The 20196-nt window shown below is 70.2% G+C and carries 23 protein-coding genes, 1 tRNA gene and 3 pseudogenes; 7 read left to right on the plus strand and 20 right to left on the minus strand.

Translation table 11 applies throughout. The features are described from left to right. Window positions 1–14 precede the first annotated feature (14 nt). Window positions 15–1007, minus strand: coding sequence for a hypothetical protein (locus D0T12_RS22150; RefSeq protein ID WP_147339593.1), 993 nt, complete (start codon window positions 1005–1007; stop codon window positions 15–17). Between the two features lie 156 nt (window positions 1008–1163). Next, window positions 1164–1937, minus strand: coding sequence for a hypothetical protein (locus D0T12_RS22155; RefSeq protein WP_117401551.1), 774 nt, complete (start codon window positions 1935–1937; stop codon window positions 1164–1166). Window positions 1938–2321: 384 nt separating this feature from the next. On the opposite strand from D0T12_RS22155, the gene D0T12_RS22160 reads away from it, so the two are divergent. Beyond that, window positions 2322–2804, plus strand: a complete 483-nt coding sequence (locus tag D0T12_RS22160) for a CarD family transcriptional regulator (protein WP_067459337.1) — start codon at window positions 2322–2324, stop codon at window positions 2802–2804. Between the two features lie 34 nt (window positions 2805–2838). After that, window positions 2839–3309, plus strand: a complete 471-nt coding sequence (gene ispF / locus D0T12_RS22165) for a 2-C-methyl-D-erythritol 2,4-cyclodiphosphate synthase (RefSeq protein WP_199487606.1) — start codon at window positions 2839–2841, stop codon at window positions 3307–3309. Between the two features lie 47 nt (window positions 3310–3356). Here the strand turns inward: ispF and fahA are convergent, their stop codons facing one another. The 3 genes from fahA to D0T12_RS22180 are packed head-to-tail and all read right to left on the minus strand — an operon-like array spanning window position 3357 to window position 6370. Next, window positions 3357–4571, minus strand: a complete 1215-nt coding sequence (gene fahA, locus D0T12_RS22170) for a fumarylacetoacetase (RefSeq protein ID WP_117401553.1) — start codon at window positions 4569–4571, stop codon at window positions 3357–3359. Between the two features lie 50 nt (window positions 4572–4621). Further along, entirely contained in the window at window positions 4622–5371 is a 750-nt protein-coding gene (locus D0T12_RS22175) for a hypothetical protein (protein ID WP_117401554.1), read from the minus strand. 42 nt (window positions 5372–5413) lie between these two features. Next, on the minus strand, window positions 5414–6370 hold the full coding sequence (locus D0T12_RS22180; protein WP_117401555.1) for a DUF2637 domain-containing protein: 957 nt from the start codon (window positions 6368–6370) through the stop codon (window positions 5414–5416). Between the two features lie 151 nt (window positions 6371–6521). On the opposite strand from D0T12_RS22180, the gene D0T12_RS22185 reads away from it, so the two are divergent. The 4 genes from D0T12_RS22185 (at window position 6522) to D0T12_RS22200 (ending at window position 10793) form a co-directional block, all read left to right on the plus strand. After that, on the plus strand, window positions 6522–7262 hold the full coding sequence (locus tag D0T12_RS22185; protein WP_147339594.1) for a DUF6585 family protein: 741 nt from the start codon (window positions 6522–6524) through the stop codon (window positions 7260–7262). Between the two features lie 93 nt (window positions 7263–7355). Next, complete coding sequence (gene cysS / locus D0T12_RS22190) at window positions 7356–8753, plus strand: cysteine--tRNA ligase (protein WP_117401557.1); 1398 nt, start codon at window positions 7356–7358, stop codon at window positions 8751–8753. Between the two features lie 100 nt (window positions 8754–8853). After that, window positions 8854–9780 (plus strand): 23S rRNA (guanosine(2251)-2'-O)-methyltransferase RlmB, encoded by a 927-nt coding sequence (gene rlmB, locus D0T12_RS22195; protein WP_117401558.1) that lies wholly within the window; start codon window positions 8854–8856, stop codon window positions 9778–9780. Window positions 9781–9854: 74 nt separating this feature from the next. Continuing rightward, a complete protein-coding gene (locus D0T12_RS22200; protein ID WP_117401559.1) occupies window positions 9855–10793 on the plus strand; it encodes an EamA family transporter in 939 nt (312 codons plus the stop codon). Here the strand turns inward: D0T12_RS22200 and D0T12_RS22205 are convergent. Then, window positions 10753–11082: a YciI family protein gene (locus D0T12_RS22205; RefSeq protein WP_233526226.1), complete on the minus strand. Its 330-nt coding sequence runs from the start codon at window positions 11080–11082 to the stop codon at window positions 10753–10755. The genes D0T12_RS22200 and D0T12_RS22205 overlap by 41 nt on opposite strands. A 151-nt stretch (window positions 11083–11233) precedes the next feature. Between D0T12_RS22205 and D0T12_RS22210 the strand changes: the two genes are divergently transcribed. Next, window positions 11234–11306, plus strand: a tRNA-Thr gene (locus D0T12_RS22210). 68 nt (window positions 11307–11374) lie between these two features. Here D0T12_RS22210 and D0T12_RS22220 read toward each other — a convergent pair. From D0T12_RS22220 to D0T12_RS37520, 14 genes and pseudogenes are all read right to left on the minus strand, one after another. Then, window positions 11375–12625 (minus strand): annotated as a pseudogene (locus tag D0T12_RS22220) (tyrosine-type recombinase/integrase). After that, on the minus strand, window positions 12625–12804 hold the full coding sequence (locus D0T12_RS22225; protein WP_117401562.1) for an excisionase family DNA-binding protein: 180 nt from the start codon (window positions 12802–12804) through the stop codon (window positions 12625–12627). Before D0T12_RS22225 ends, D0T12_RS22220 begins: the two are co-directional and overlap by 1 nt. Next, the gene (locus tag D0T12_RS22230; protein ID WP_325050839.1) at window positions 12786–13907 is read right to left on the minus strand and encodes a replication initiator; all 1122 of its coding nucleotides are present in this window, start codon (window positions 13905–13907) and stop codon (window positions 12786–12788) included. The genes D0T12_RS22225 and D0T12_RS22230 overlap by 19 nt, the downstream gene beginning before the upstream one ends. Before the next feature lie 97 nt (window positions 13908–14004). Continuing rightward, window positions 14005–14157, minus strand: a pseudogene (locus D0T12_RS37180) (replication initiator); the annotation flags it as partial. Between the two features lie 140 nt (window positions 14158–14297). Continuing rightward, window positions 14298–14453, minus strand: coding sequence for a hypothetical protein (locus D0T12_RS35950; RefSeq protein WP_199487608.1), 156 nt, complete (start codon window positions 14451–14453; stop codon window positions 14298–14300). A gap of 14 nt (window positions 14454–14467) precedes the next feature. Beyond that, the gene (locus tag D0T12_RS35480; RefSeq protein WP_158581584.1) at window positions 14468–14614 is read right to left on the minus strand and encodes a hypothetical protein; all 147 of its coding nucleotides are present in this window, start codon (window positions 14612–14614) and stop codon (window positions 14468–14470) included. Next, the gene (locus D0T12_RS22235) at window positions 14614–15033 is read right to left on the minus strand and encodes a hypothetical protein (RefSeq protein ID WP_117401563.1); all 420 of its coding nucleotides are present in this window, start codon (window positions 15031–15033) and stop codon (window positions 14614–14616) included. Before D0T12_RS22235 ends, D0T12_RS35480 begins: the two co-directional genes overlap by 1 nt. An 18-nt stretch (window positions 15034–15051) precedes the next feature. Beyond that, complete coding sequence (locus D0T12_RS22240) at window positions 15052–15810, minus strand: DUF2637 domain-containing protein (protein WP_117401564.1); 759 nt, start codon at window positions 15808–15810, stop codon at window positions 15052–15054. Beyond that, complete coding sequence (locus D0T12_RS22245; protein ID WP_117401565.1) at window positions 15807–16127, minus strand: hypothetical protein; 321 nt, start codon at window positions 16125–16127, stop codon at window positions 15807–15809. Before D0T12_RS22245 ends, D0T12_RS22240 begins: the two co-directional genes overlap by 4 nt. Window positions 16128–16231: 104 nt before the next feature. Continuing rightward, on the minus strand, window positions 16232–17569 hold the full coding sequence (locus D0T12_RS22250) for an FtsK/SpoIIIE domain-containing protein (protein WP_117401566.1): 1338 nt from the start codon (window positions 17567–17569) through the stop codon (window positions 16232–16234). Between the two features lie 14 nt (window positions 17570–17583). After that, window positions 17584–17946 (minus strand): SCO3933 family regulatory protein, encoded by a 363-nt coding sequence (locus D0T12_RS22255; protein ID WP_117401567.1) that lies wholly within the window; start codon window positions 17944–17946, stop codon window positions 17584–17586. A gap of 315 nt (window positions 17947–18261) precedes the next feature. Beyond that, window positions 18262–19464: a helix-turn-helix domain-containing protein gene (locus D0T12_RS22260; protein ID WP_117401568.1), complete on the minus strand. Its 1203-nt coding sequence runs from the start codon at window positions 19462–19464 to the stop codon at window positions 18262–18264. Next, window positions 19454–19774 (minus strand): putative quinol monooxygenase, encoded by a 321-nt coding sequence (locus D0T12_RS22265; RefSeq protein ID WP_117401569.1) that lies wholly within the window; start codon window positions 19772–19774, stop codon window positions 19454–19456. Before D0T12_RS22265 ends, D0T12_RS22260 begins: the two co-directional genes overlap by 11 nt. Window positions 19775–20101: 327 nt before the next feature. After that, a pseudogene (locus D0T12_RS37520) lies at window positions 20102–20196 on the minus strand (IS982 family transposase); the annotation flags it as partial.

Consider the following 20196-nt stretch of genomic DNA (forward strand, 5'->3'; position numbering starts at 1 on the left):
CCGCGTTGGAGGCGTCAGTGCCCGCCGCCGGGGGTCTGCCCCGCGCCGGGGGACTGCTCGCCGCCCGGGGACTCGCCGGGTGACTGGCTCGCCCCAGGCTGCTGGGGCGCTCCGCTCTGCGTCGGCTCCGTGCCCGTGGTCGGCGTGGGGCCGCCGCCCGGTGCTCCCGGAGTCTGGCCGACGGGGCTCGCCAGCGGGTAGCTGTTGTACTCGTCCTGCTGCGGGACGATCGGCACCGAGAACTCGACGGCGCCCGCCTTCTCGAACTGCAACCGCACGGGCACCCTGACACCGGCGAGCAGTTCCTGCCTGAGGCCCGTCAGCACCACGAGCGGCTGCTCACCGGCCGGGGTGGCCGAAGGGCCGGTCCGCCGCGGCCCGGCCGCCGTGTTCTCCGACGTCGGGCTCTCGGCGGGCTCCTGCCCGGCACCGGTCGGCCCGGGCGTCGCGGTCGCGCCGGTGGGCTCCGGCGACGTCGCGGGCGCGGACGGCTGCCCGGACGGGGTGCCGCCCGGCTGCTCGGTCCCGCCCGGCTGCTCGGTCCCGCCGCCCGTCGTCGTGGGGGCGGGGGAGGACGGCTGTGCCGGAGCGGGCTTCTCCGACGTCTTGCCGAGCAACTTGACCAGGCTGCCGGTGCCGTCCGGCGCGGCGGGCGGCAGCACCAGCCCACCGCCGTCGATCTTCGCGGAGCCGAAGGCCGGTGAGCTGACCGACACCAGCCGGTCCTGCCTGCCCTTGACCTGGTTGATCATCGCGCCGTAGAGCGCCAGCGACGACCCGGGCGAGATGGGCTGTCCGGGCTTCGGGCCCAGCAGGAACATGTTGCGCAGAGCGATCTGCGTCGCCGCGGGCTCGTCCTTCGGAACCGAGACGTTGACGCCGTCGGTCAGCTGCGTCGGGGCGGCGGACTGGGGGTCGCTGCCGGCGCCGCAGCCGGAGATCACCGGCGCGATGGCGACGGCGCCCGCGACGGCGAGCACGACCATTCGACGGCTGTTTCCAATCACGGCGTCGGTCTCCTCGCGAATGTGTTCGGTGAGAATCTGAGAGCGGCGTCGCAGACGCCAGGGGAAGCGTAGCGAGACATGACCGGAAACCCCTCTTCGGGGTACCCGACACGCCACCGCGGCGGAATCCTCGCCACCCGACCGTCGGCCCGCCTGTCAGCCCGACGTCAGCGCCCTGATCTTCTCGTCGAGTTCCGGCCCGGGTCTCGGTGCCTGGACGACGTCGTTGACCACGCCGTCGGGCTGCACGAAGACGGCGGTGATGCCGGTGCCCGTCCACCCGGGCGTGCCCGGCGGCCGCGTGTAGGCGGTGGCGAGCAACGCCTTGGAATCTTCGAGGATCAGCGGGATGCCGTTGTGGGCGGTGCCCGCGCACGCCTTCAGGTCCTTCAGCGACATCCCCTTCTTGCCGCCGACCGGACGGGGATCGGCGACCAGGTAGAAGTCCAGCTCGTTCTTCTGCGTCCTGCCCGCGAGGTCGGCCACCACACTTTCGCATTCGTACGCGGGCGGCACGATGCCGATCACTCCGGGGCGCAGCTCGCGCAGCCGCGTGGGCGTCCGCTCGCCGGTGACCTCGTCGACACCGCCCTCCGGAAGCAGCCCGCCGATCTTGCCGGGGCTCGCGGTCGGGCGCGGCGCGAGCTGGGCGCCGGTCGGCCGGGGCGCCGGACGCGGCCCGAACGCGGTCATCAGGACACCGCTCAGCAACGCGATGAGCAACGCGCCAGCGATGATCGGGATCGCGATGCCGAACCGGGTCAGCGGGCGGCCGAGGCGACGGTACCGCTCCCTGCGACGGCGGCGGCGCTCCTCCTTGCGGTAGGCGACGACGTCGCGTTCGAGTTCACGGGCGTCATCGGGCACGACGACGTCCACGCGGGGCAGCCCGTAGTCATCGGGCTCCGGGCCGTCGCCGTCCGGCCTCACGCCGTACCTCCGTCCTCGCTTCGCCGAGGCGGTCCGCGGTGGGTCCGGCGACCCGAACCGCGGCCGGGCCGTCGTCCAATTCGGACCCTTCCGGGCGCTTCGTACCCGGACCATCCGGCATGTTCACCTCCAGTATGGAACGCATCCGCGCGACCGGCAGGAGGGATACTTGTAACCGGCGACCCGTTACCGGTAATGACGAACCGGCGGGACCACGGTGGCCCCTCGGCTACCCTGAGTACGGAGAACAGGGCGCCGATGCACCATTAAAGGGCTTTGTCAATCCCTCAATATGGGGGTTGACCTGCGCATTTGTCTGGAAGGTCGGTTCAGCCACGCTCGTTTGCGTGGTACCCTGGTTCTAGCGGAAGGGGTACTTGTCACATGACTTTCCAGGTCGGCGACACCGTCGTCTACCCCCACCATGGGGCTGCTCGGATCGAGGCCATCGAGACTCGCACCATCAAAGGTGAGGAAAAGACCTATCTGGTCTTGAAGGTCGACAAGGGCGACCTGACAGTGCAGGTCCCGGTCGAGAACGTCGAGGACGTGGGCGTCCGTGACGTCGTCGGCCAGGAGGGTCTGGAGAAGGTGTTCGAGGTGCTGCGCGCCCCCTACACCGAGGAACCCACCAACTGGTCCCGCCGGTACAAGGCGAACCTTGAGAAGCTCGCGTCCGGCGATGTGAACAAAGTCGCCGAGGTCGTCCGTGATCTGTGGCGGCGCGACAAGGAACGCGGTTTGTCGGCCGGCGAGAAGCGCATGCTGGCCAAGGCGCGCCAGATTCTGGTCAGCGAGCTCGCGCTCGCCGAGAAGACCAACGAGGACAAGGCAGAGGCTCTGCTCGACGAGGTTTTGGCCAGCTGAACGGCCGCCGAACTTGAGCGCAAGGCTTCCCCGGGTGGGCGTCGGAACCGACGTCCACCCGTTCTCGTCCCAGCCCCGCCCCCTGTGGGTCGCCGGGCTGCACTGGCCGGACGAAGGCCACGGCCTGGCCGGACACTCCGATGGCGACGTCGCCGCGCACGCCGCCTGCGACGCCCTCCTGTCGGCCTGCGGCCTCGGCGACGTCGGCGCCGTCTTCGGCACCGCCGACCCCCGCTGGTCGGGCGCCCCCGGGGTCACCCTCCTCCGCGAGGTCGCCCGCCTCGTGGACGAGGCGGGCTTCGCCATCGGCAACGTCGCCATCCAGATCATCGGCAACCGCCCGAAGATCGGCAAGCGCCGCACCGAGGCGGAGAAGACCCTGACCGAGGCCCTCGGCGGCGTCCTTGTCACAGTCTCCGCCACCACCACGGACGGCCTCGGCCTGACCGGCCGCGGCGAGGGCCTCGCCGCCATCGCCACCGCCCTGGTCGTCCCAACCTTCTAACCCGAAACGCCCGCACGGCGGACATCTTGACCGCCGTATCGGAGTGCTCAGTGGGGTGGGTGGACGGTGCCGGTCACTTCGCCGAGGGAGATGCGGGAGCCGGACGCTCCGGGGGCCTGGGCGCGGATCGTGACCGTGTCGCCGTCCTCCAGGAAGGAGCGTTCGGTGCCGTCGTCGAGTTTCAGGGGTTCGCGACCGTCCCAGCTGAGTTCCAGCATGCAGCCGCGCTGGTCGGGATCGGGGCCCGAGACCGTCCCGGAGCCGAACAGGTCGCCGGTGCGCAGCGGGGCGCCGTTGACGGTGGCGTGGGCGAGCTGCTGCGGCGGCGTCCAGTACATCGACGCGAACGGCGGACGGGACGCGACCCGGCCGTTGATCAGGACCTCCAGGTGCAGGTCGAGGCCCCACGGCTCGTCGCACCGGAGGTAGGGGAGCGGGGCCGGGTCCTGGACGGGCGGTGACACGCGGGCGGGCTCCAGCGCCGCCAGCGGGACCACCCAGGAGGAGATCGACGTCGCGAACGACTTGCCGAGGAACGGGCCGAGCGGCCGTGACTCCCACGCCTGGAGGTCGCGGGCGCTCCAGTCGTTCAGCAGCACGACCCCGAACACGTGGTCGCGGAACGCGCCGGTCGGGACGCCGCGTCCGGCGACGGAGGGGACGCCCGCGACGAACCCGACCTCCGCCTCGAAGTCGAGCCGGAGCGACGGGCCGAACGTCGGCTCCGGCTCGCCCGGTGTCCGGCGCTGCCCGCACGGGCGGATGATCGGCGTCCCGGACGGGTACACGGTCCCGGACCGCCCGTGGTAGGCGACGGGCAGCCGCTTCCAGTTGGACGGCAGCGGCTCGTCCCGGGGCCGGAAGATCCGTCCGGTGTTCCGGGCGTGGTGCTCGGAGGAGTAGAAGTCGACGTAGTCCGCGACCTCGAAGGGGCGGAGCAGTTCGACGTCGGTGACCGGGATGAGGTGCGGCTCGACCCGGTCGCGGTACGCCTCGTCGGTGAGCAGCTCGACGAGACGCGTGCGGTTGGCCTCCCAGGCGGCGCGTCCCGCCACCATGAAGGCGTTGAGCGAACCGGACGCGAAGTAGCGGCGGTCCTCCACCAGGCCCGCCGCGGACATCGCCGCCAGGTCGAGGACGTGGCCGCCGATGGCCGCGCCCGCGCGGGGCAGCTCACCCGGCCGGGAGAAGATCCCGTAGGGCAGGTTCTCCACGCCGAAGCCGCCGTCCGAACCGCCCTCAACCCACGTGTCGGTCGTCATGGAGCCATATCTTCCCTTCGGGGTGCTTTTCATCCAGTGGAGAAACGGGGTCAGGGGGCCGCCGGGTTCAGTCGCGTCAGGGCCGCGCCGACATCGGGGGCGCTGAACGCGAGCAGGAGGCGGCGCGTCGCCAGGGCCTCGGTTTCGGTCAGCGCGCGCAGCTCGGCGGTGAGGCCTCGAACGTCGGTGCGTTCGAGTGTCCGGCGGACGTCCTGTTCGCCCGTCGCGGCGAGGGCGGTGGCGAGCAGGATGTGCGGGTGGTGGTCCGCGGCCGCGCAGGTGAACGCCAGGTCGCGTGCCGCGCACGCCGCGATGGAGGCGGCGAGTTCGGTGGGCGGTCCGGTGGCGCGGAACGCGGCGGCGAGCGGGGCGCCGTGGTCGCGGGCGGCGCGGACGCGGTCGAGCGCGTCCCGCCATCCGGGGGAGCGCCGCACCTCGATGTGGGCGGGCACTCCGGGCGGGAGCCGGGCGATCGTCACGGCGGCGGCGCGGGCCTGGTCGGCGTCCCCGGGCAACGCGATCCGGACCGCGGACGGCCGGACCCGGGGTTCGGCGTGGACGGCGTCCAGGGTCTCCGGCAGCCCGTCGAACCCGGCGTCGGCGACCACGCCGAGGTCGAGCAGGTCTTCGGGGACGAGCCGGGCCCGCAGTTCGGCGAACCGCGACGCGGGGCACAGGAGCCGTCCGACGGCCGGGTCATGTCCGGCGTCGCGGTGGGCCGCCAGCGCCTCGTCCATCGGGGCGCGGCCCGGTGGGCAGAGCGCGGCGTCGTCGATCAGCCGGGCGAGTAGGGCGCCCATGGCGCTTCACTACCCCGGGCCCCGGGCCTGTCACGCCGATCCTCAGTCGGCGGGCGGGGTGGGGCCGCTGCGGAAGTTCGACGACGGCGGCGGGTTCACGTCTCCGCCGTCGGGGTCCTCGGCGCGGTCGGGAGGCGGGCCGTCGTCCTCGTCGGCGTCTTCGACGGCACCCGCCTCAAGGGCGGGCACGACGATGTCGGGACGCGTCGTCGACGCGACCGCGCGCCTCTCGGTGTCGTCACGGGCCCGCGTGGTGACCAGTTCGACGTCGGTCGGCAGCAGCGCGGGCGCGGTCTCCACGGGTCGCCGCGGCTCCGGAAGCGTCTCCAGCGGCGGGGGCTCGGGCTCGGACGACAGGTCGTCGTCGGGCGCGAACGGGATGAGCGGCTCCTCCTCGTGCTCCTCCGGCTCCTCGTGCTCCTCCAGGGTGGCGGGCGGCGTCGTGGGCTCCGGGTCCGCCGGGGCCTCCAGGGCCAGTTGCCCGGGCACGGCGGGTTCGAGGACCTTGACGTGGCCGCGCTGCGTCTCGACGGGCGCGGACTCCTCGGACGCGGGACGCGCCACGCGGATCTGCTTGAACATCGTCAGCCACAGCCAGATGGCGATCACCAGCATGACGTGCGGCGCCACGGCCACGCCCGCGCGGACCGCGTCGCGGGGCAGCGACGACATCCCCCAGACCGAGTCCTGGACGGAGATCGCCGCACCGCCGGCGACGAGGAGCAGCAGCAGGGCCCAGCGCGTCAGCCGCGTCCACCAGCGGGCGTTCCGGGTGATCACGAGGGACAGGATCGTCATCGCGGTGAGCGTGTCCGCGATCGCCGGGTACAGCGGCGTCCAGCGGTCGCCGACACCGCCGTAGCGGGCGAGCTCGCGGAGGACGTCGTAGGTCAGCGCGTACGCGGCGCCCGCCAGAACGGCGACGATGAGGCCGGCGAGGGCCGTGAGCAGCCGTCGCTGCGCCGTGGTGAAAGTTGGCCGGGTCGGGTCAGAAGGCATGTCACTCGTTCCGGAAGGGCACCTGAGGGTCTTGAGGGGAGAGTAACCAGCCGGGACGGCGGTGACCCGGCAGTTGAGAATGATCACGTAGCGCTGCGAGCGATATCACCGGAGTCGTACGGTATGCACGACGGCATCCCGAGGGGAGGCAGTGATTCCGGGAGATCGTCTCGGTGAGTTGGTCCGGACGTACGACGGCCGGGCCGCCGACCGCCGTACGTGGTTGTGGCTCGCCCTGCTCGGCGTGGCCTCGTTGGCGCTGGTGCCCGCGGCGATCGCCGCCCTGCACGGCCGCGTCTGGTGGGCGGGCGTTCCGGCGCTCGTCCTGTCCATGGGCTTCGCGGGCGGGGTCGGCTGGATCGCCGGACGTGGCCTCCCGCGCCTCCGCGGCCGGATCGTGTCCCTCCACACCGGCGGTCTGGTGGTCGACGGACCCGGGGGAGAGGCCCGCTACACGTGGGACGAGCTGGAGTCCGTCACCGTGTCGGGGGTGCGGAACACCGCGGCCGAGCGCACCCGCTGGTCCTTCACGATCGTCGTCGAGGACGGGACCGTCCTGCGGCTCGGCGACGACGTCCCGGACGTGCGGGAACTCGGCGAGGCCGTGGCCGCGGAGGTGACCGCGCGACTCGTCCCGCGCCATGTCGCGGCGGTGAAGGCGGGCGAGACCGTCAGGCTGGGCCCGTTCACCGTCGACCTCGACGGCGTCGAGAAGGAGGGCGAACGACTCCCGTGGGACGCCGTCCGGGATGTCGACATCGACAACGGTCTGGTCACCGCGCACGCCCGCGCTCCCCGCGCGGACCTGGTGGCCGTGGCCGCGCAGATGCCGGACGCGTTAGCCTTTGTGGTGCTGTGCCACCAGGTCAGGGACCTGACCGAAACATCCTGAAGAAGAGGTCGGCCGAGCCCGGTGCCTTCCGCGGCCGGGCGACTCCGCCGCGAACGACCCTGCGCACGCTCGAATTCCAATAGCCTGTGCGTTGTGAGTCTGCGCTTCTACGACACCGGCACCCGTAGCGTCCGTGCGTTCGAGCCCCTGGAAGAGGGCCGCGTGGGGATGTACGTGTGTGGTGCCACCCCGCAGGCCTCCCCCCACATCGGCCATCTGCGGTCGGGCGTGATCTACGACGTCCTGCTGCGCTGGCTGCGCGCGTCCGGCTACGAGGTGACGTTCGCCCGCAACGTCACCGATGTCGACGACAAGATCATCGCCGTGGCGGCGGAGCGGGGCGTGCCGTGGTTCGCGGTCGCCGAGGGCAACCAGCGGATCTTCACGCAGGGCTATGACCTGCTCGGCTGCCTGCCGCCCACGATCGAGCCGCGCGCCACCGGGCACGTCCCGGAGATGATCACGTTGATGCGCCGCCTGATCGACAACGGTCACGCGTACGCGGTCGGCGGCGACGTGTACTTCGATGTCGCGTCCTGGGCCGACCAGTACGGCCGGCTGTCGAACCAGCGGCTGGAGAACCTGCGGGCCGCCGGCGACACGCCCAACGAGGACCTCAAACGCGACCCGCGCGACTTCGCGCTCTGGAAGGGCGCCAAGCCCGGCGAGCCGTCCTGGGAGACGCCCTGGGGTGAGGGACGGCCCGGCTGGCACCTGGAGTGCTCGGCGATGGCGACCAGGTACCTCGGGTCCACGTTCGACATCCACGGCGGCGGCGTCGACCTGATCTTCCCGCATCACGAGAACGAGATCGCCCAGTCGCGGGCGGCCGGTGACGGGTTCGCCCGCTACTGGCTGCACAACGGGCTGCTCACCGTGGACGGCGAGAAGATGAGCAAGTCCGTCGGCAACGTGGTGCTGCTGCCCGACCTGCTCGACAAGGCCCGTCCGGTGGAGATCCGGTACTACCTGGCCTCGGCGCACTACCGGTCGCTGATGGACTTCACGGACGCGTCCCTGGCAGAGGCCGTCTCCGCCTACCAGCGCGTCGAGGGGTTCGTGACCCGGGCGTCGGAGGTGGTGGGCGCCGTCGCGCCGTCACCGTCCGTCCCGGCCGCGTTCGCCGCCGCGCTGGACGACGACCTGGGCGTCCCGCACGGGCTCGCGGTGCTGCACGAGACCGTCCGGGAGGGGAACAGCGCGCTCGCGTCCGGCGACCACGACGCGGTCCGCCGCCACCTCGCCGCCGTCCGGGCGATGGCGGACGTCCTCGGCGTCGACCCGCTGTCGCCGCAGTGGAGCCGGGCCGGTGAGGACGACCTGCGTCCCGTCGTGGACGCGCTCGTCGCGGTCGCGCTGGAACAGCGGCAGGCGGCCCGCGCTCGCAAGGACTACGCGGCCGCCGACGCCATCCGCGACAGCCTGGCGGAGGCCGGGATCCTCGTCGAGGACACCCCGCAGGGCCCCCGCTGGGAGCTGAAGCGCGACTGAGGTCGTGCGCGGCGGATAAAATCGAACGTTCGCGGGGGTACGCTGCCGCGATTCAAGCCGCCGCCGGGCGGGCGAACCGTAGCCAGGGAGCCACCTGATCATGGCCAAGCGCAAGGGCAAGGGACCGACTCCCAAGGCCGAGGACCGGCACTGGTACGGCAAGCGCCAGAAGGCGCGCGCCGTCAAGAGCGCCAAGCGCACCGGCACGTCGACGCTCGGCCCGGGCAGCCGCCTGAAGGCGGAGTCCCGCGAACGCCCGGGCCGTCCCGGAACGGGCCGTCCGGCGGGCGCGCGCCGCGCCTCCGGCGAGGTCCCCGAACTGGTCACAGGACGCAACCCGGTCGTCGAAGCACTCAGAGCCGGGGTTCCCGGAACCGCGCTGTACGTGACGTCCGGCACAGACGAACGCGTCCGCGAGTCGATCCAACTGGCCGCCGACCGGCGGATCCCGCTGCTGGAGACCGCGCGACCCGAACTCGACCGGCTCACCGACGGCGCCGTCCACCAGGGCATCGCGCTCCAGGTCAAGCCGTACCGGTACGCGCACCCCGACGACCTGCTCACCGGCCCGGCGCCGCTGATCGTCGCGGTGGACGGCATCACGGACCCGCGCAACCTCGGCGCGATCGTCCGGTCCGCGGCGGCGTTCGGCGCGTCCGGCGTCGTCGTCCCCGAGCGGCGCGCGGCCGGAGTCACCGCGGGAACATGGAAGTCGTCCGCGGGCACCCTGGCGACCGTCCCCGTCGCCCAGGCGACGAACCTCACCCGTCAGCTCAAGGCGTACCAGAAAGCAGGCTGTTTCGTCGCCGGCCTCGACGCCCACGGCGAGGTCACCGTCGCCGACCTGGAGGTCGCCTCCGGGCCGTTCGTGCTGGTCATCGGCTCAGAGGGCAAGGGTCTAGGACGTCTGGTCGCCGAAACATGCGACCTACTCGTCATGATCCCGATGCCGGGCACGGCGGAGTCGCTCAACGCCGGCGTCGCCGCCGGAATCGCCCTGTACGAGGTCAGCCGCCGGCGCCCCTGAACCTTCACGGGAATAATCTCAACGTTCAGAAGCTTGATGTTCACGTATGCGTTGGACGTTGAGAGGTGACATCGATGACCGCCGTCGCGGCACCCCGGGCCCTGCGGGCCCGCTACGCCACCGACCTCGCCCTGGCCGCCTTCGCCCCCGCCAGCTGGGGCACCACGTACGTCGTCACGACCACGATGCTGCCCCCCGACCGTCCCCTGCTCGCGGCCACGCTCCGCGCCCTGCCCGCCGGCCTCGTCCTCCTCGCCGTCACCCACCGCCTCCCGCGCGGCGACTGGTGGTGGAAGTCGATCGTCCTCGGCCTGCTGAACTTCGGCGCCTTCTTCCCGTTGATCTTCTTCGCCGCCTACCGGCTGCCCGGCGGTGTCGCCTCCACGATCGGCTCCGTCCAGCCGCTCATCGTGGCACTGCTGTCCCTCGGCGTCCTGGGCATCCGCCCCACCCGCGCCGTCCTGTACGCGGCCCTCGCCGGAACCGGCGGCGTCGCACTCCTCACCCTGACCGCCGAAGCCCGCCTAGACCCGCTGGGCATCGCCGCCATGCTCACCGCGACGTCCCTGATGGCGACCGCGATCGTCCTGGCCAAGAAGTGGGGCCGCCCCGATTCACCCCTCGTCATGACCGCCTGGCAACTCACCGTCGGCGGCCTGGTCCTCGCCCCCCTCACCCTCGCCTTCGAAGGCGTCCCGCCAACCATCGACGGCGAGAACGTCCTAGGCTTCGCCTACCTAGGCCTGATCGGCACCGCGATCGCATACGCCCTCTGGTTCCGCGGCATCGACCGCCTCCCCGCCACCTCAGTCTCCCTCCTGGGCCTCACCAACCCCCTGGTAGCCACCCTCGCCGGCCTCCTCATCCTCAGCCAAACGCTCACCCCCTGGCAGCTGGTCGGCTTCACCATCGCCCTAGGAGCCCTGGTAGCCGGCCAAGCCGCCACCCGTCAGCCGCCCCCGAACCACCACCTCAGCCCTGGAACGGCCGCACCTCCATCGGCAACCCCGTAACCCGGACATACCGCGCCGCCACCTTCAACGCCGCGTCCAGATCCTTCACCTCGACGATGACGATCCCCCCGACGTGCTCCTCGCTCTCCACCCAGGGCCCGTCGGTAGCGACCACCTCCTCATCCCTGAGCCGCACCACGGTGCTCTCCTCGGGCCCGTGCAACCGTCTCCCGAACACCCACGCCTCCTGCGACTCCAGATCCCTCCGGATCTCCGCGAGCTCCGCCATCACCGGCCCCAGAACCTCCGGCGGCGGCACCTCACCCACAGGCTGAATCATGTTGAGCACGTACAACGTCATACTTCCCCCCTGCCCCGATCCGCCGAGATCACGACCCCCGTCGCCGACGCCCCACCAAGACCAGCCTCCCCAAGGCCGCTCCTGAGAAGAACTCCCGCGCAAGCCCCCCACCGAGTCGACTACGATGCGGGACGAACCAGCCGGCGTAGCTCAATTGGCAGAGCATCTGTCTTGTAAACAGAAGGTTAGGGGTTCAAGTCCCCTCGCCGGCTCCCACGTCAAAGCCCCCTTCCGATCAAGGAAGGGGGCTTCTTGCTAACAGGTTTGCTAACAGCGGCTCCTACGCCGCACCGGCGACCCGCCCCGCGAAGATGTCCGCCGCCTCGGCGAGCTGCTCATTGATTACGTGCGCGTAGACCCGAAGCGTGATCGCCGGGTCGGCGTGCCCGAGCCGCGCGGCCACCACATGAACGGGAACACCCGCCAGGAGCAGCGTCGTCGCGTGGACGTGCCGCAGGTCGTGAAGCCGAGCATGGGGGAGCGGCTCGACACCCTCCCCGCCGTTGTGGGCTTTGATCAGCGCGGCCATCAGCGACGAGACGGTGTCAGGATGGACGGGCTCTCCCCATCCGGTGGCGAAGACGTACCCGTCCGCTTCTTTGTCGGCACCCTTTTAAGACTTGCCGAGCTTGAGCTTGTCGGCGAGCTGGCGCTTACGGTGCGACTTGAGGACGTCGACGGTCCCGGCGTCGAGGCTGACGACGCGGGACCGGCCGCTCTTGGTCGTGCCCTCGATGCGTTCGCCAGCGATGAACGAGGCCGACCCCTTGATGTGGACGGACGCGCGGTCAAGGTCGACGTCACGCCACCGCAGGTTGAGCAGCTCCCCACGCCGCGCGCCGGTGTACGCCGCCAGCCGGTAGAAGGTGAACAGCCGGTGTTCCTTGGCACCGTCGAGGAACGTCCGAAGCTGCGTTGTCGTCCAGACGTCCCCAGGTTCCCCTTGGTGAAGCCGAGGCCGCTTGGCGCGCTCCGTGGGGTTGGACGGGATCAGCTCATCCACCCGAACCGCGTCACCGAACGCCTTCCGGAGCACCGAGTGGACATGCGCGACGGTTCGAGGGGAGAGCCCCGTACCGTCCTGCCCGCCGGTGGTGACGAGGTCGCGGTAGAACTTGGTGATCTGGCCGGGCCGGACGGCTTGGAGCCGCAGGCCGCCGATGTTGGGCTTGACGTGCCGTTCGATCAGGTGCCGATAGTTGGCAAGCGTCTTGGGCTTGATCTCGACGGCATGAGCGTCGAGCCACTCGTCGAGGTACTCGCCCACGGTGACGGCGTTGCGGTCGATGTACTCGCCGCGTCGTGCTCTCACCCGTGCTTCGTCGCGGGCCTCCTTGGCGTCCTCCTCGGTGCGGAACCCACCGACCCACTTGGGCTTCGAGACGCCGGTTTCGGGGTCGGGGACGCGGATGACGTAGGACCAGGTCTTGCCGCGCTTCATGACGCCGTCGCGTAGCCTGGGACGGTTCTTGCTGGTCTTCTTGGACGGTTTGCGCGGTTCCTCGGGGTCGGCGAGTGCGGTTGTGGGCATCAGGCAGCCTCTTTCATCAGGGTGTTGATGTAGTCGGTGAGGGCGTCGAATGGGACGCGGCGAGAGCCGTCGATCCGGATGGAGCGGACGGCGCCGGAGGCGAGGAGTTCGTAGAGCTTGCTGCGGGAGATGGCCAGCGCTTGAGCGGCCTCCGGGACGGTCAAGAGGAGTTTGGGCACGTGCGCCTCTCTGTGCCGGTGGTGAGTGTGGGCAGGGGTTTGCCGGTGAGGGCAGCCGTTAGCAGGGCCTCGCCGGGTGTCATTCCTTGGCCGAGGTAGCGCCAGTGGGCGATGACGAGGACCTGGTCGTCGTCGAAGGGGAGGCGGCCAGTTGAGATGTCGTGTTGGCGGCGGTTGTGTTCGATGCGGTCTGCGCGTAGGCGGCCGAGGGTGACCGAGTAGTGGCGGGATTTGGTGGAGAAGTGGCCGCGGAAGCCGAGCATGTGTGCCCATTCGGCCAGCCGCAGGCCGGCGAATTCCTCCAGGGCGGCCAGGCGCAAGCATTCGGTGATGAGCCGCCGCGCGTGTCCGGACACCGGTAGGTCGGCCGGGTCGTCGGTGGGGCGGATGCGGCGGTCGAGGGTGCCGACGCATTCGGCTGCCTTGGTGGCGTACTTGGCGATGTAGCCCGCCACCGCGGTATCGGTCAGATCTCCGGTGGTGGTGATCGGTCGAACATCGATCTGGGAACCCCACACGTGGGTCTTGGCCGGGACGTCGCCCGCCGCCGAAGTCGACACCGCCACCGCTCCGGCGGCATGATCCACCGCCGCCTTGATCAGGTCGAGGGTGGCCCAGGACGGCGGGGTGGCGTCCGGGCCGCCGGGGCCGTCCAGGCGGATGACGGCGTGGAAGTGGACCAGGCCGCGCCGCTGGTATTCGGCGACCTTGGCGAACGACACCGTGAGCGCCTCACGCAGGTCTGCGACCCGCAGGCCCGCCGACCGTGCGAGGTAGCGGCGAAAGGCCATGGTGAAGCGGCGCCATAGTTCGGGGGCGTGGGCGTTCCACAGCACGGCCCCGGCGTAGTCGAAGCAGTCCGGGCACAGCGGTTGTCCGAGCCGCGTGTCATCGGCCGCGTGCCGGACCGTGCACGACACCGGCCGCCCGTGTGGGCAGGTTCCGCCGTCTCGCCGTGGACGGCACGCCATCACCCCACCACCGGCACCCGTCCGCCGGGAGTGCACCGGCCCGAACGAAGGCGCCGTGAGGGTGACGAACGCGGCCGGATGCGCGGTGACCGTGGTGGGCACGCCTTTGCCGCCGACCAGTCCGGCGCGGATGAGTTGGTAGGTGTCGGCGCGGTAAGTCTCGGCGCAGGGGGGGGCAGCGGGAGGCTCGCCGGGTCTTGCACGCCACGCGCAGCACGCCGCCGGGTTCGCGTGCGGTCGTGTAGTGGTGAAGAACCTCGCCGGTGGCCGGGTCCAGGTGGGTGATGCGGCCGCGTAGGTGGACGGGTTGGGCGCACCCGCCGGTTGAGTGCGCGCGGCGCGCCCAGGCACGGAAGTCGGTCCGGTTGTAGCGGGCCGCCATGTCACGGGCCGCTAGGTCGGTGACGTAAGGGGCAGGGTGGGGCACGATGAACGGGTCTCCCTATCCGTGGACGCGGGTTGGGGACGGGCCCCGGCGCGGCGTTGTTTGCTTGGCGGCTCGGCGCCGCGCCGGGGGCGAAATCAGAAGGCCGTGACGAATCGTGAGAGAGCGTCGGCGATCAGGGCCAGGCCGCCGATGAGGGCGCGGACGGTGTGTGCGGCGGTTTCGGGTTGGCGGACCAGGAACAGGCCCAGGACGAGCCAGAAGCAGGCGAAGCCGCAGCGGCGCAAGAACATCGGGTGATCTCCTGTCAGGTGTGGCCGTGACCGTTGCAGTCGGGACAGGCGGAGCCGTCGGAGGCGACGCCGCCCCCGCCGCAGGTGCCGCACGCCCAGCCCACGACGAGCCAGAGGGGGCAGGAAGGCGCGGGCAGCGAGCACGGCCGCCGGTTGGTCATCAGGCAGCCCACCCGGCGTCCTGGTCGTCGCTATGGGGGGTGGTGTCCAGGACGATGTTGGGCCGGTAGCTGTTGAGGGCGTGATGCTCGCGGCGTCGCTGGTCGGGGATGTGCACGATGCGGTAGGAGATGCCGCCGAAGTCGCGGTTGGCGGTGTAGTGCCCGCCCTGGTCGGTGTCGTCGGCGACCTTGACGCCCAGCAGCGCCGCCACCTGGTCGACCACCGCAGCCGACGAGGCGTCGTCACCCGCGCGGACGCTGACCAGCAGATCGTTGCCGCACGTGTTGACCGGCACCGCCGGGTTGGCTTCCAGGAAGACCGCCAGCGCGCGCAGGCCGATGATGAGCCGATGCCGGGCGACCGGGTCAGCGGGCACGATGAGGGGCGTCTGGCCGGTGGGGTTGGTGTGTTCGGTCATTGCGGGTTCCTCCAGTGGTCAGGTGAGGGATGCGGTTTCGGTGCGGAGTTGGCGGAGCAGGTCCGAGGCGAGTTGGTTGGACACCCCGAGCCGGGCGCGCAGTGCGTCACGGGTGATCGGGCGTCCGTGTTCGGTGTGGTGTTCGGCAGCGACGCGGCGCGCGAAGTCGACCAGGGGCCCCACCGCGCCCGCTGAGGACGACGAGGGCGAGGCGGACGGTTCGACGGGGACCGGGATGGAGGTCTGGCCGCCCTGCTCGTCCTCGCCGCCGGTCCTCTCAGGGCCGGGAGCGGACGGGACGGCCGACGAGCCGGACGAGGACGGGGACGGGTGGCCGAAGGAGTCCGGGACGGCCAGAACGCCCGAGACGGAGGAGTCCGCAAGCCCGGCAGGCTTGGCGATCTTCCTGCGCTCCAGCATGGAGACCGCGACCAGGAACGCGCCCGCCGGTGTGCCCGCGGTGATCCAGCCCCAGACCGAGGGGTCGGCTTGGGCCAGGTTCGCGGCCAGCGAGAGCAGGATCCCGCCGACCAGGACGAGGGTCGGCCACGACAGGGGCCCGGTGTCGCGTCCGGTGCGCTTGTCTCGCTGGCGTTCCCCTGCGGCCATGACACAGGTCAGGTCGATGCACACCGCGATAGCCCAGGCCATCCAGCCCCGTTGACCGTGTTCGGTGGCCGTGTCGCGGATATGGGTGAATGACCCTGCCGCCGCGATCCCCGCCAGCACCACCACCGGCCCCGAATCGGCCACAGCGGCGAACAATCGGCGGGTCATGCCGCCCGCCCAGAGGTGACCAGAGCCAGCAGCGCGACCAGTTCGGGGTCACAGCGGTGGGTGTCGGCCCAGTCGTCGACCTCCCCGGCCTGGGGCGAAGCGAACGACTCGGCGCACCGCTGGCACCGGGCGACGTGCAGAGAACGGATGTCATCCCACTCGACTCCGACCGGCCACACATCCCAGGACGACACCGACCCCGACCAGGACGAACCCGAGGACGATGACACCGAGGACCCGGACGGGGAGGACGGCACGACGACGAACCGGGGACGCGGACGGGGACGGGGACGAAGGACACGGACGCGGGCGACCATCGGACCTCCAAGGGACGGTTTCGGGCATGGATCGGATAGGGACCTGGCGTGATGGGTGGCTCACACCGAGCCGGAAGAAGGGGAGGGAAAGGGAGCCGGGCCGGTTACGCGGCCGGTCGCACGGTCGGGACGGAGTTGATGAGCGTGTCCCAGTCCGGGGTCAGGTGGGCGTAGTCACGGGCCGCTTGTTCGGCCGCCGATTCGGGGACGTACACCGACCGGGCACGCTGCCAGGAGCCGTCTTGACCGGCCACCACACACACCCCCGGCGTCTCCGCCGGTATCGCGCGGGCCACGTCCAACGCGGCCGGGTCAAGGTCGCCGAGGGTCATGTTCGCCGTCTCCGGATCGTTGACCCGGTGACACACCCGCCCCGACAGTTGTGCCCGTAGCGCGGTGACGCCGGGCCCCAGGTCAGAGCCGATGCGTTGGCCGCAGACGACGAGGTAGACCGCGAACGCCCGCCCCAGTTGCGCCAGCCGCAGCAGGGCCGTAGCCGTCCTGGCCACCTCATCCTTCTCCGACTTGTCCGCCATCAGGAACAACTCGGCGACCTCATCGACCAGCACGACGACGGGAATCCGCCGGAGCGCTTCGGGCAACGTCCAGACGTTGCGCGCCCCGTTCTCACGACACAGCGCCATCCGGTTTTCCACTTCGCCCACCAGGTCAGACAGCAGGTCGACGGACTCTTTGCGCGTCGTGGCCAGCGCCGACAACCGAGGCGCGTACGGAGTGAACTCCACACCACCCTTGAGATCGAACCCGACCAACGCCACCGGCTGAGGAGCCAGACCCTTGATCAGGGCGTTGGCAAGGTTGGATTTGCCCGACTGAGTCGCCCCTGCGTTGAGCCAGTGCGGCATCACACGAAAGTCGATCACCCAGTCGTGTCCGTTCTCCAGCCTGCCGGGCCGCACCCGCAGCAACTCGCCCGTCTCCGGCTCGGTGACCACGTCCACCAGCGGGTCACGCAGGGTCGCCCACAGCGTCACGAACCCGGGCTGCACATCGACCACCCGCACCGAGTGAACCCGCCACGCGTGCGCGATGCCCTCAGCCGCCTTCTCGTAGTCCTCGGGCACCTGTCCGTCATGCAGCCGAAGCCGCACCCGCCAGCCGAGCCGGGTAGGCCGTAGCAGACCCAGGCGGGGAGCCCGCTCGACATCGACGCGCCGCACCCGCCGCTTCTGCACGACGGTCGCCGTGGACCGGGACGCGGCCCCGACGACCGGGACGGCATCCAGCGTGAGCCGGAACCGCTGCCGCTTACGGGTCAACCGGCAGCCGGACGAGACGTGATGCCACGTCAAGTACACCGACACCGCACGGGTCGGGAACTCGACGCCGTACCAGAACGACACCGGGTGCCACCTGCGCCAGGCCCAGAGCCTGACCGCCGCAACTGCCAGGGCCCCGAGCACCACCACCATGTCACTCATCGCCGGACCGCCGCTCAGGCCACGTCCGCCGCAGCGGACGAGTCAACGGCACCGGCCGCAGACACCGGCACGATCCGGTCGGCGCGGAAGGCCACACCCCACCGCTTCTCACCCCCGAGAACCGCCTCCCACGGGAACGCCACCAGCCCGACCGGGGTCACGATCTCCCCGATCGTCACCGACTGATCCCCCGCCACCGCCACATTGAGCAGCTCGACACGGCCCGTGGCATCGGCGACCGACAACCCGACCGTGAACACCGTCTGCCCGTTGCGGTCGGTCTTGACCTCTCCTGTCTCCTGACTGACCAGCTTGGGCCGCGGCGGGGACACGCACACGAAGGTCATGGCGGAGATGTCGACAGGAATGTTGCGCATGCTGAGTACACCTCTCGTTCGCCTGATGAGCAGGCGTTACGGAACCGAGGGAGTCACGCGCCAGCAGGACGAACGAGGTAGCATCGAAGCGCCAACTAGGGTGCTAACCGCATCCGGCCTGGGCGGGTCTCCCGCTCAGGCCACTTTCATATGTGGCCTGTTTTGCCGTCCAAGAGCGGCCTTCCCGCCCCTGAAACGCGAAGAGCGTTCGTGTTGGGCCTTCACCTCCATCAGGAGTGCTTCAGCGTCAACACGAACGCTACCCAGTACTCAGAGTTTTCGCTAGTACTTCTAGTACTAGGACACGTACTTTTTCTACGCGCCCACCCTGTCGGCGAGTTCTCGCAGGTCAGAGGAGGGGGGATCCTGCATGGTCAGTAGATCGGACACGACCTGACGCACGATTCGGTGGTTCCTTATCTGCTCCGGCGTGATCGACTCGGCGTCCAGCAGAGCCGCAACGGCCTCATCGACCTGACGCCGCTGGGCGTGGGCACGCGCCAAGTCGATTTGCAGCCGCGCCCGACGCTCCGCCGACAGCGTCGAGGCGTCCACCTCGGCCCCGACCCGGAGCGCATGACCGGCGTCCCCCACCTCAACCGCCACGGCGACCTCATGGAGAACGACGTTCGCCGGACCGAACTCGGTGTTGTAGTCGTTACGACCATCTCCGAGCCGTTCGGCAACCTCCCGAGCCCGCGCTAGATGCTCATAGGCAAGGTCCGCCTGATTAAGCCGGGAAGCGACCACAGCCCGTTGCAGTGTCAGCCCACCCCACAAAGACATGGCCTCTTGCCTGCCCTGGTCGACCAGGAACCACAGCGCCTCGGCAGCCGTCCGAGCGTTCTCCTCCGCCTGCTCGAAGTGCCGCGCCCCAAGGAAGACGAACCCGAGCCGGAAGGCACCGGCCGCCATCATCAGCGCGTCTCCCGCACGCTCGCCCGCCACGATGGCCCGGTCGGCGGCGATCCAGGCCGCCTCTGGTTCACCAAGCTTGGACAGCGCCGCCGAACACGCCTGATACGTCACCGCCAGCAGATCGAACAACTCTGCGCGCCGCTCTTCCGGCGCCGACCGCACCGCGGACTCAAGCGCTGGCACCAGGCCCCGCAGCAAGTCCGCCAACTCGACGTACTTGCTCTCATGGGCCAGTTCCCAGGCGCGATCCACCCGCGGCTTGATCTCTGCCGTGGGTGGGACGGGAGCTGAATGCAGCATGGCCCGCAGCGAGTGAGCACCCGACAAGACCAGCCGCAGACCAGCCGACCCGGGCAGTTCCTCCGCCGACGCTGCCACCACCGGAGCCTCAGCCGCCAACTCCGACAGCGGCAGTTCAAGCGCTTCGGCGACCTTCTCCAAGACCGACATCCGGTCGACCTTGCGCACGCCGCGTTCGACCTGCGAGACCCAGGCCACCGACCGATCGATCAACCGCGCCAGCTCAGGCTGAGACAGCCCCCGCCGCTTGCGTTCTTGAGCGATGCGCCGCCCGAGAGCCCGCTGATACTCAGTGCTCACCGCAACCGTCCGTTCCCTTGCCTGCCTGAAGGTCCAACCAGTCGACCTCCACAGAGGCCAGCAACTCCTCACGGGCGCCGAGGAACCGCTTGACGTGCTCCTGATCCTCGTGGGCATCGAAGGCCGCCCGGTCCCGGTACAGCTCATAGAAGATCCGCTGAAGAGGATGCCCGTCGACCCTATGCACCGCATAGATCAGCGTGCCTGGTTCTTGCGTCTCGATCTTTCCGATCGTCTCGCCCACCAGCTCATCGAACGCGTCAGCACTCGCCTCGTCCTTGCAGGTGAACCGGACCACCAAGCCGAACATCGGCACCCTCCTTCGTCGACCTCCACAAGACCAGTACTTATTGTGCGGCGCAAGTACGGCAAGTGGCTTGTACTTTAAGTACTATACTCGTACTTTGAATATCAATCACCAGCCACAGCGCTTCTGACCAGCAAGATCACAAGTAGAACCCCACCTCAAACAACCCCGCGAGGATGACCGAAGGACCCCGATGACTGTTCCGCCAAGTCTCCCGACACCGGACGCAAACCCACGCAACAGCCAACGCGAGGGGGACGCGTTTCAGGCCCTGATAGCAGCCCTGGGCCAACGTGGCCTAGATCGTTGATGGGAGTTGTTGGGTTCTTGTCAGTGGTCGTAGGGGATCAGTGACCGTTTGACCGGGGCGTCGATCAGCCAGTTGTGCCAGATTGCGGCGTTGAGCGCGCAGATGCGCTGGCACA

This window comes from Actinomadura spongiicola (assembly GCF_003432485.1).
In the GTDB taxonomy this organism is placed as follows: Bacteria; Actinomycetota; Actinomycetes; order Streptosporangiales; family Streptosporangiaceae; genus Spirillospora; species Spirillospora spongiicola.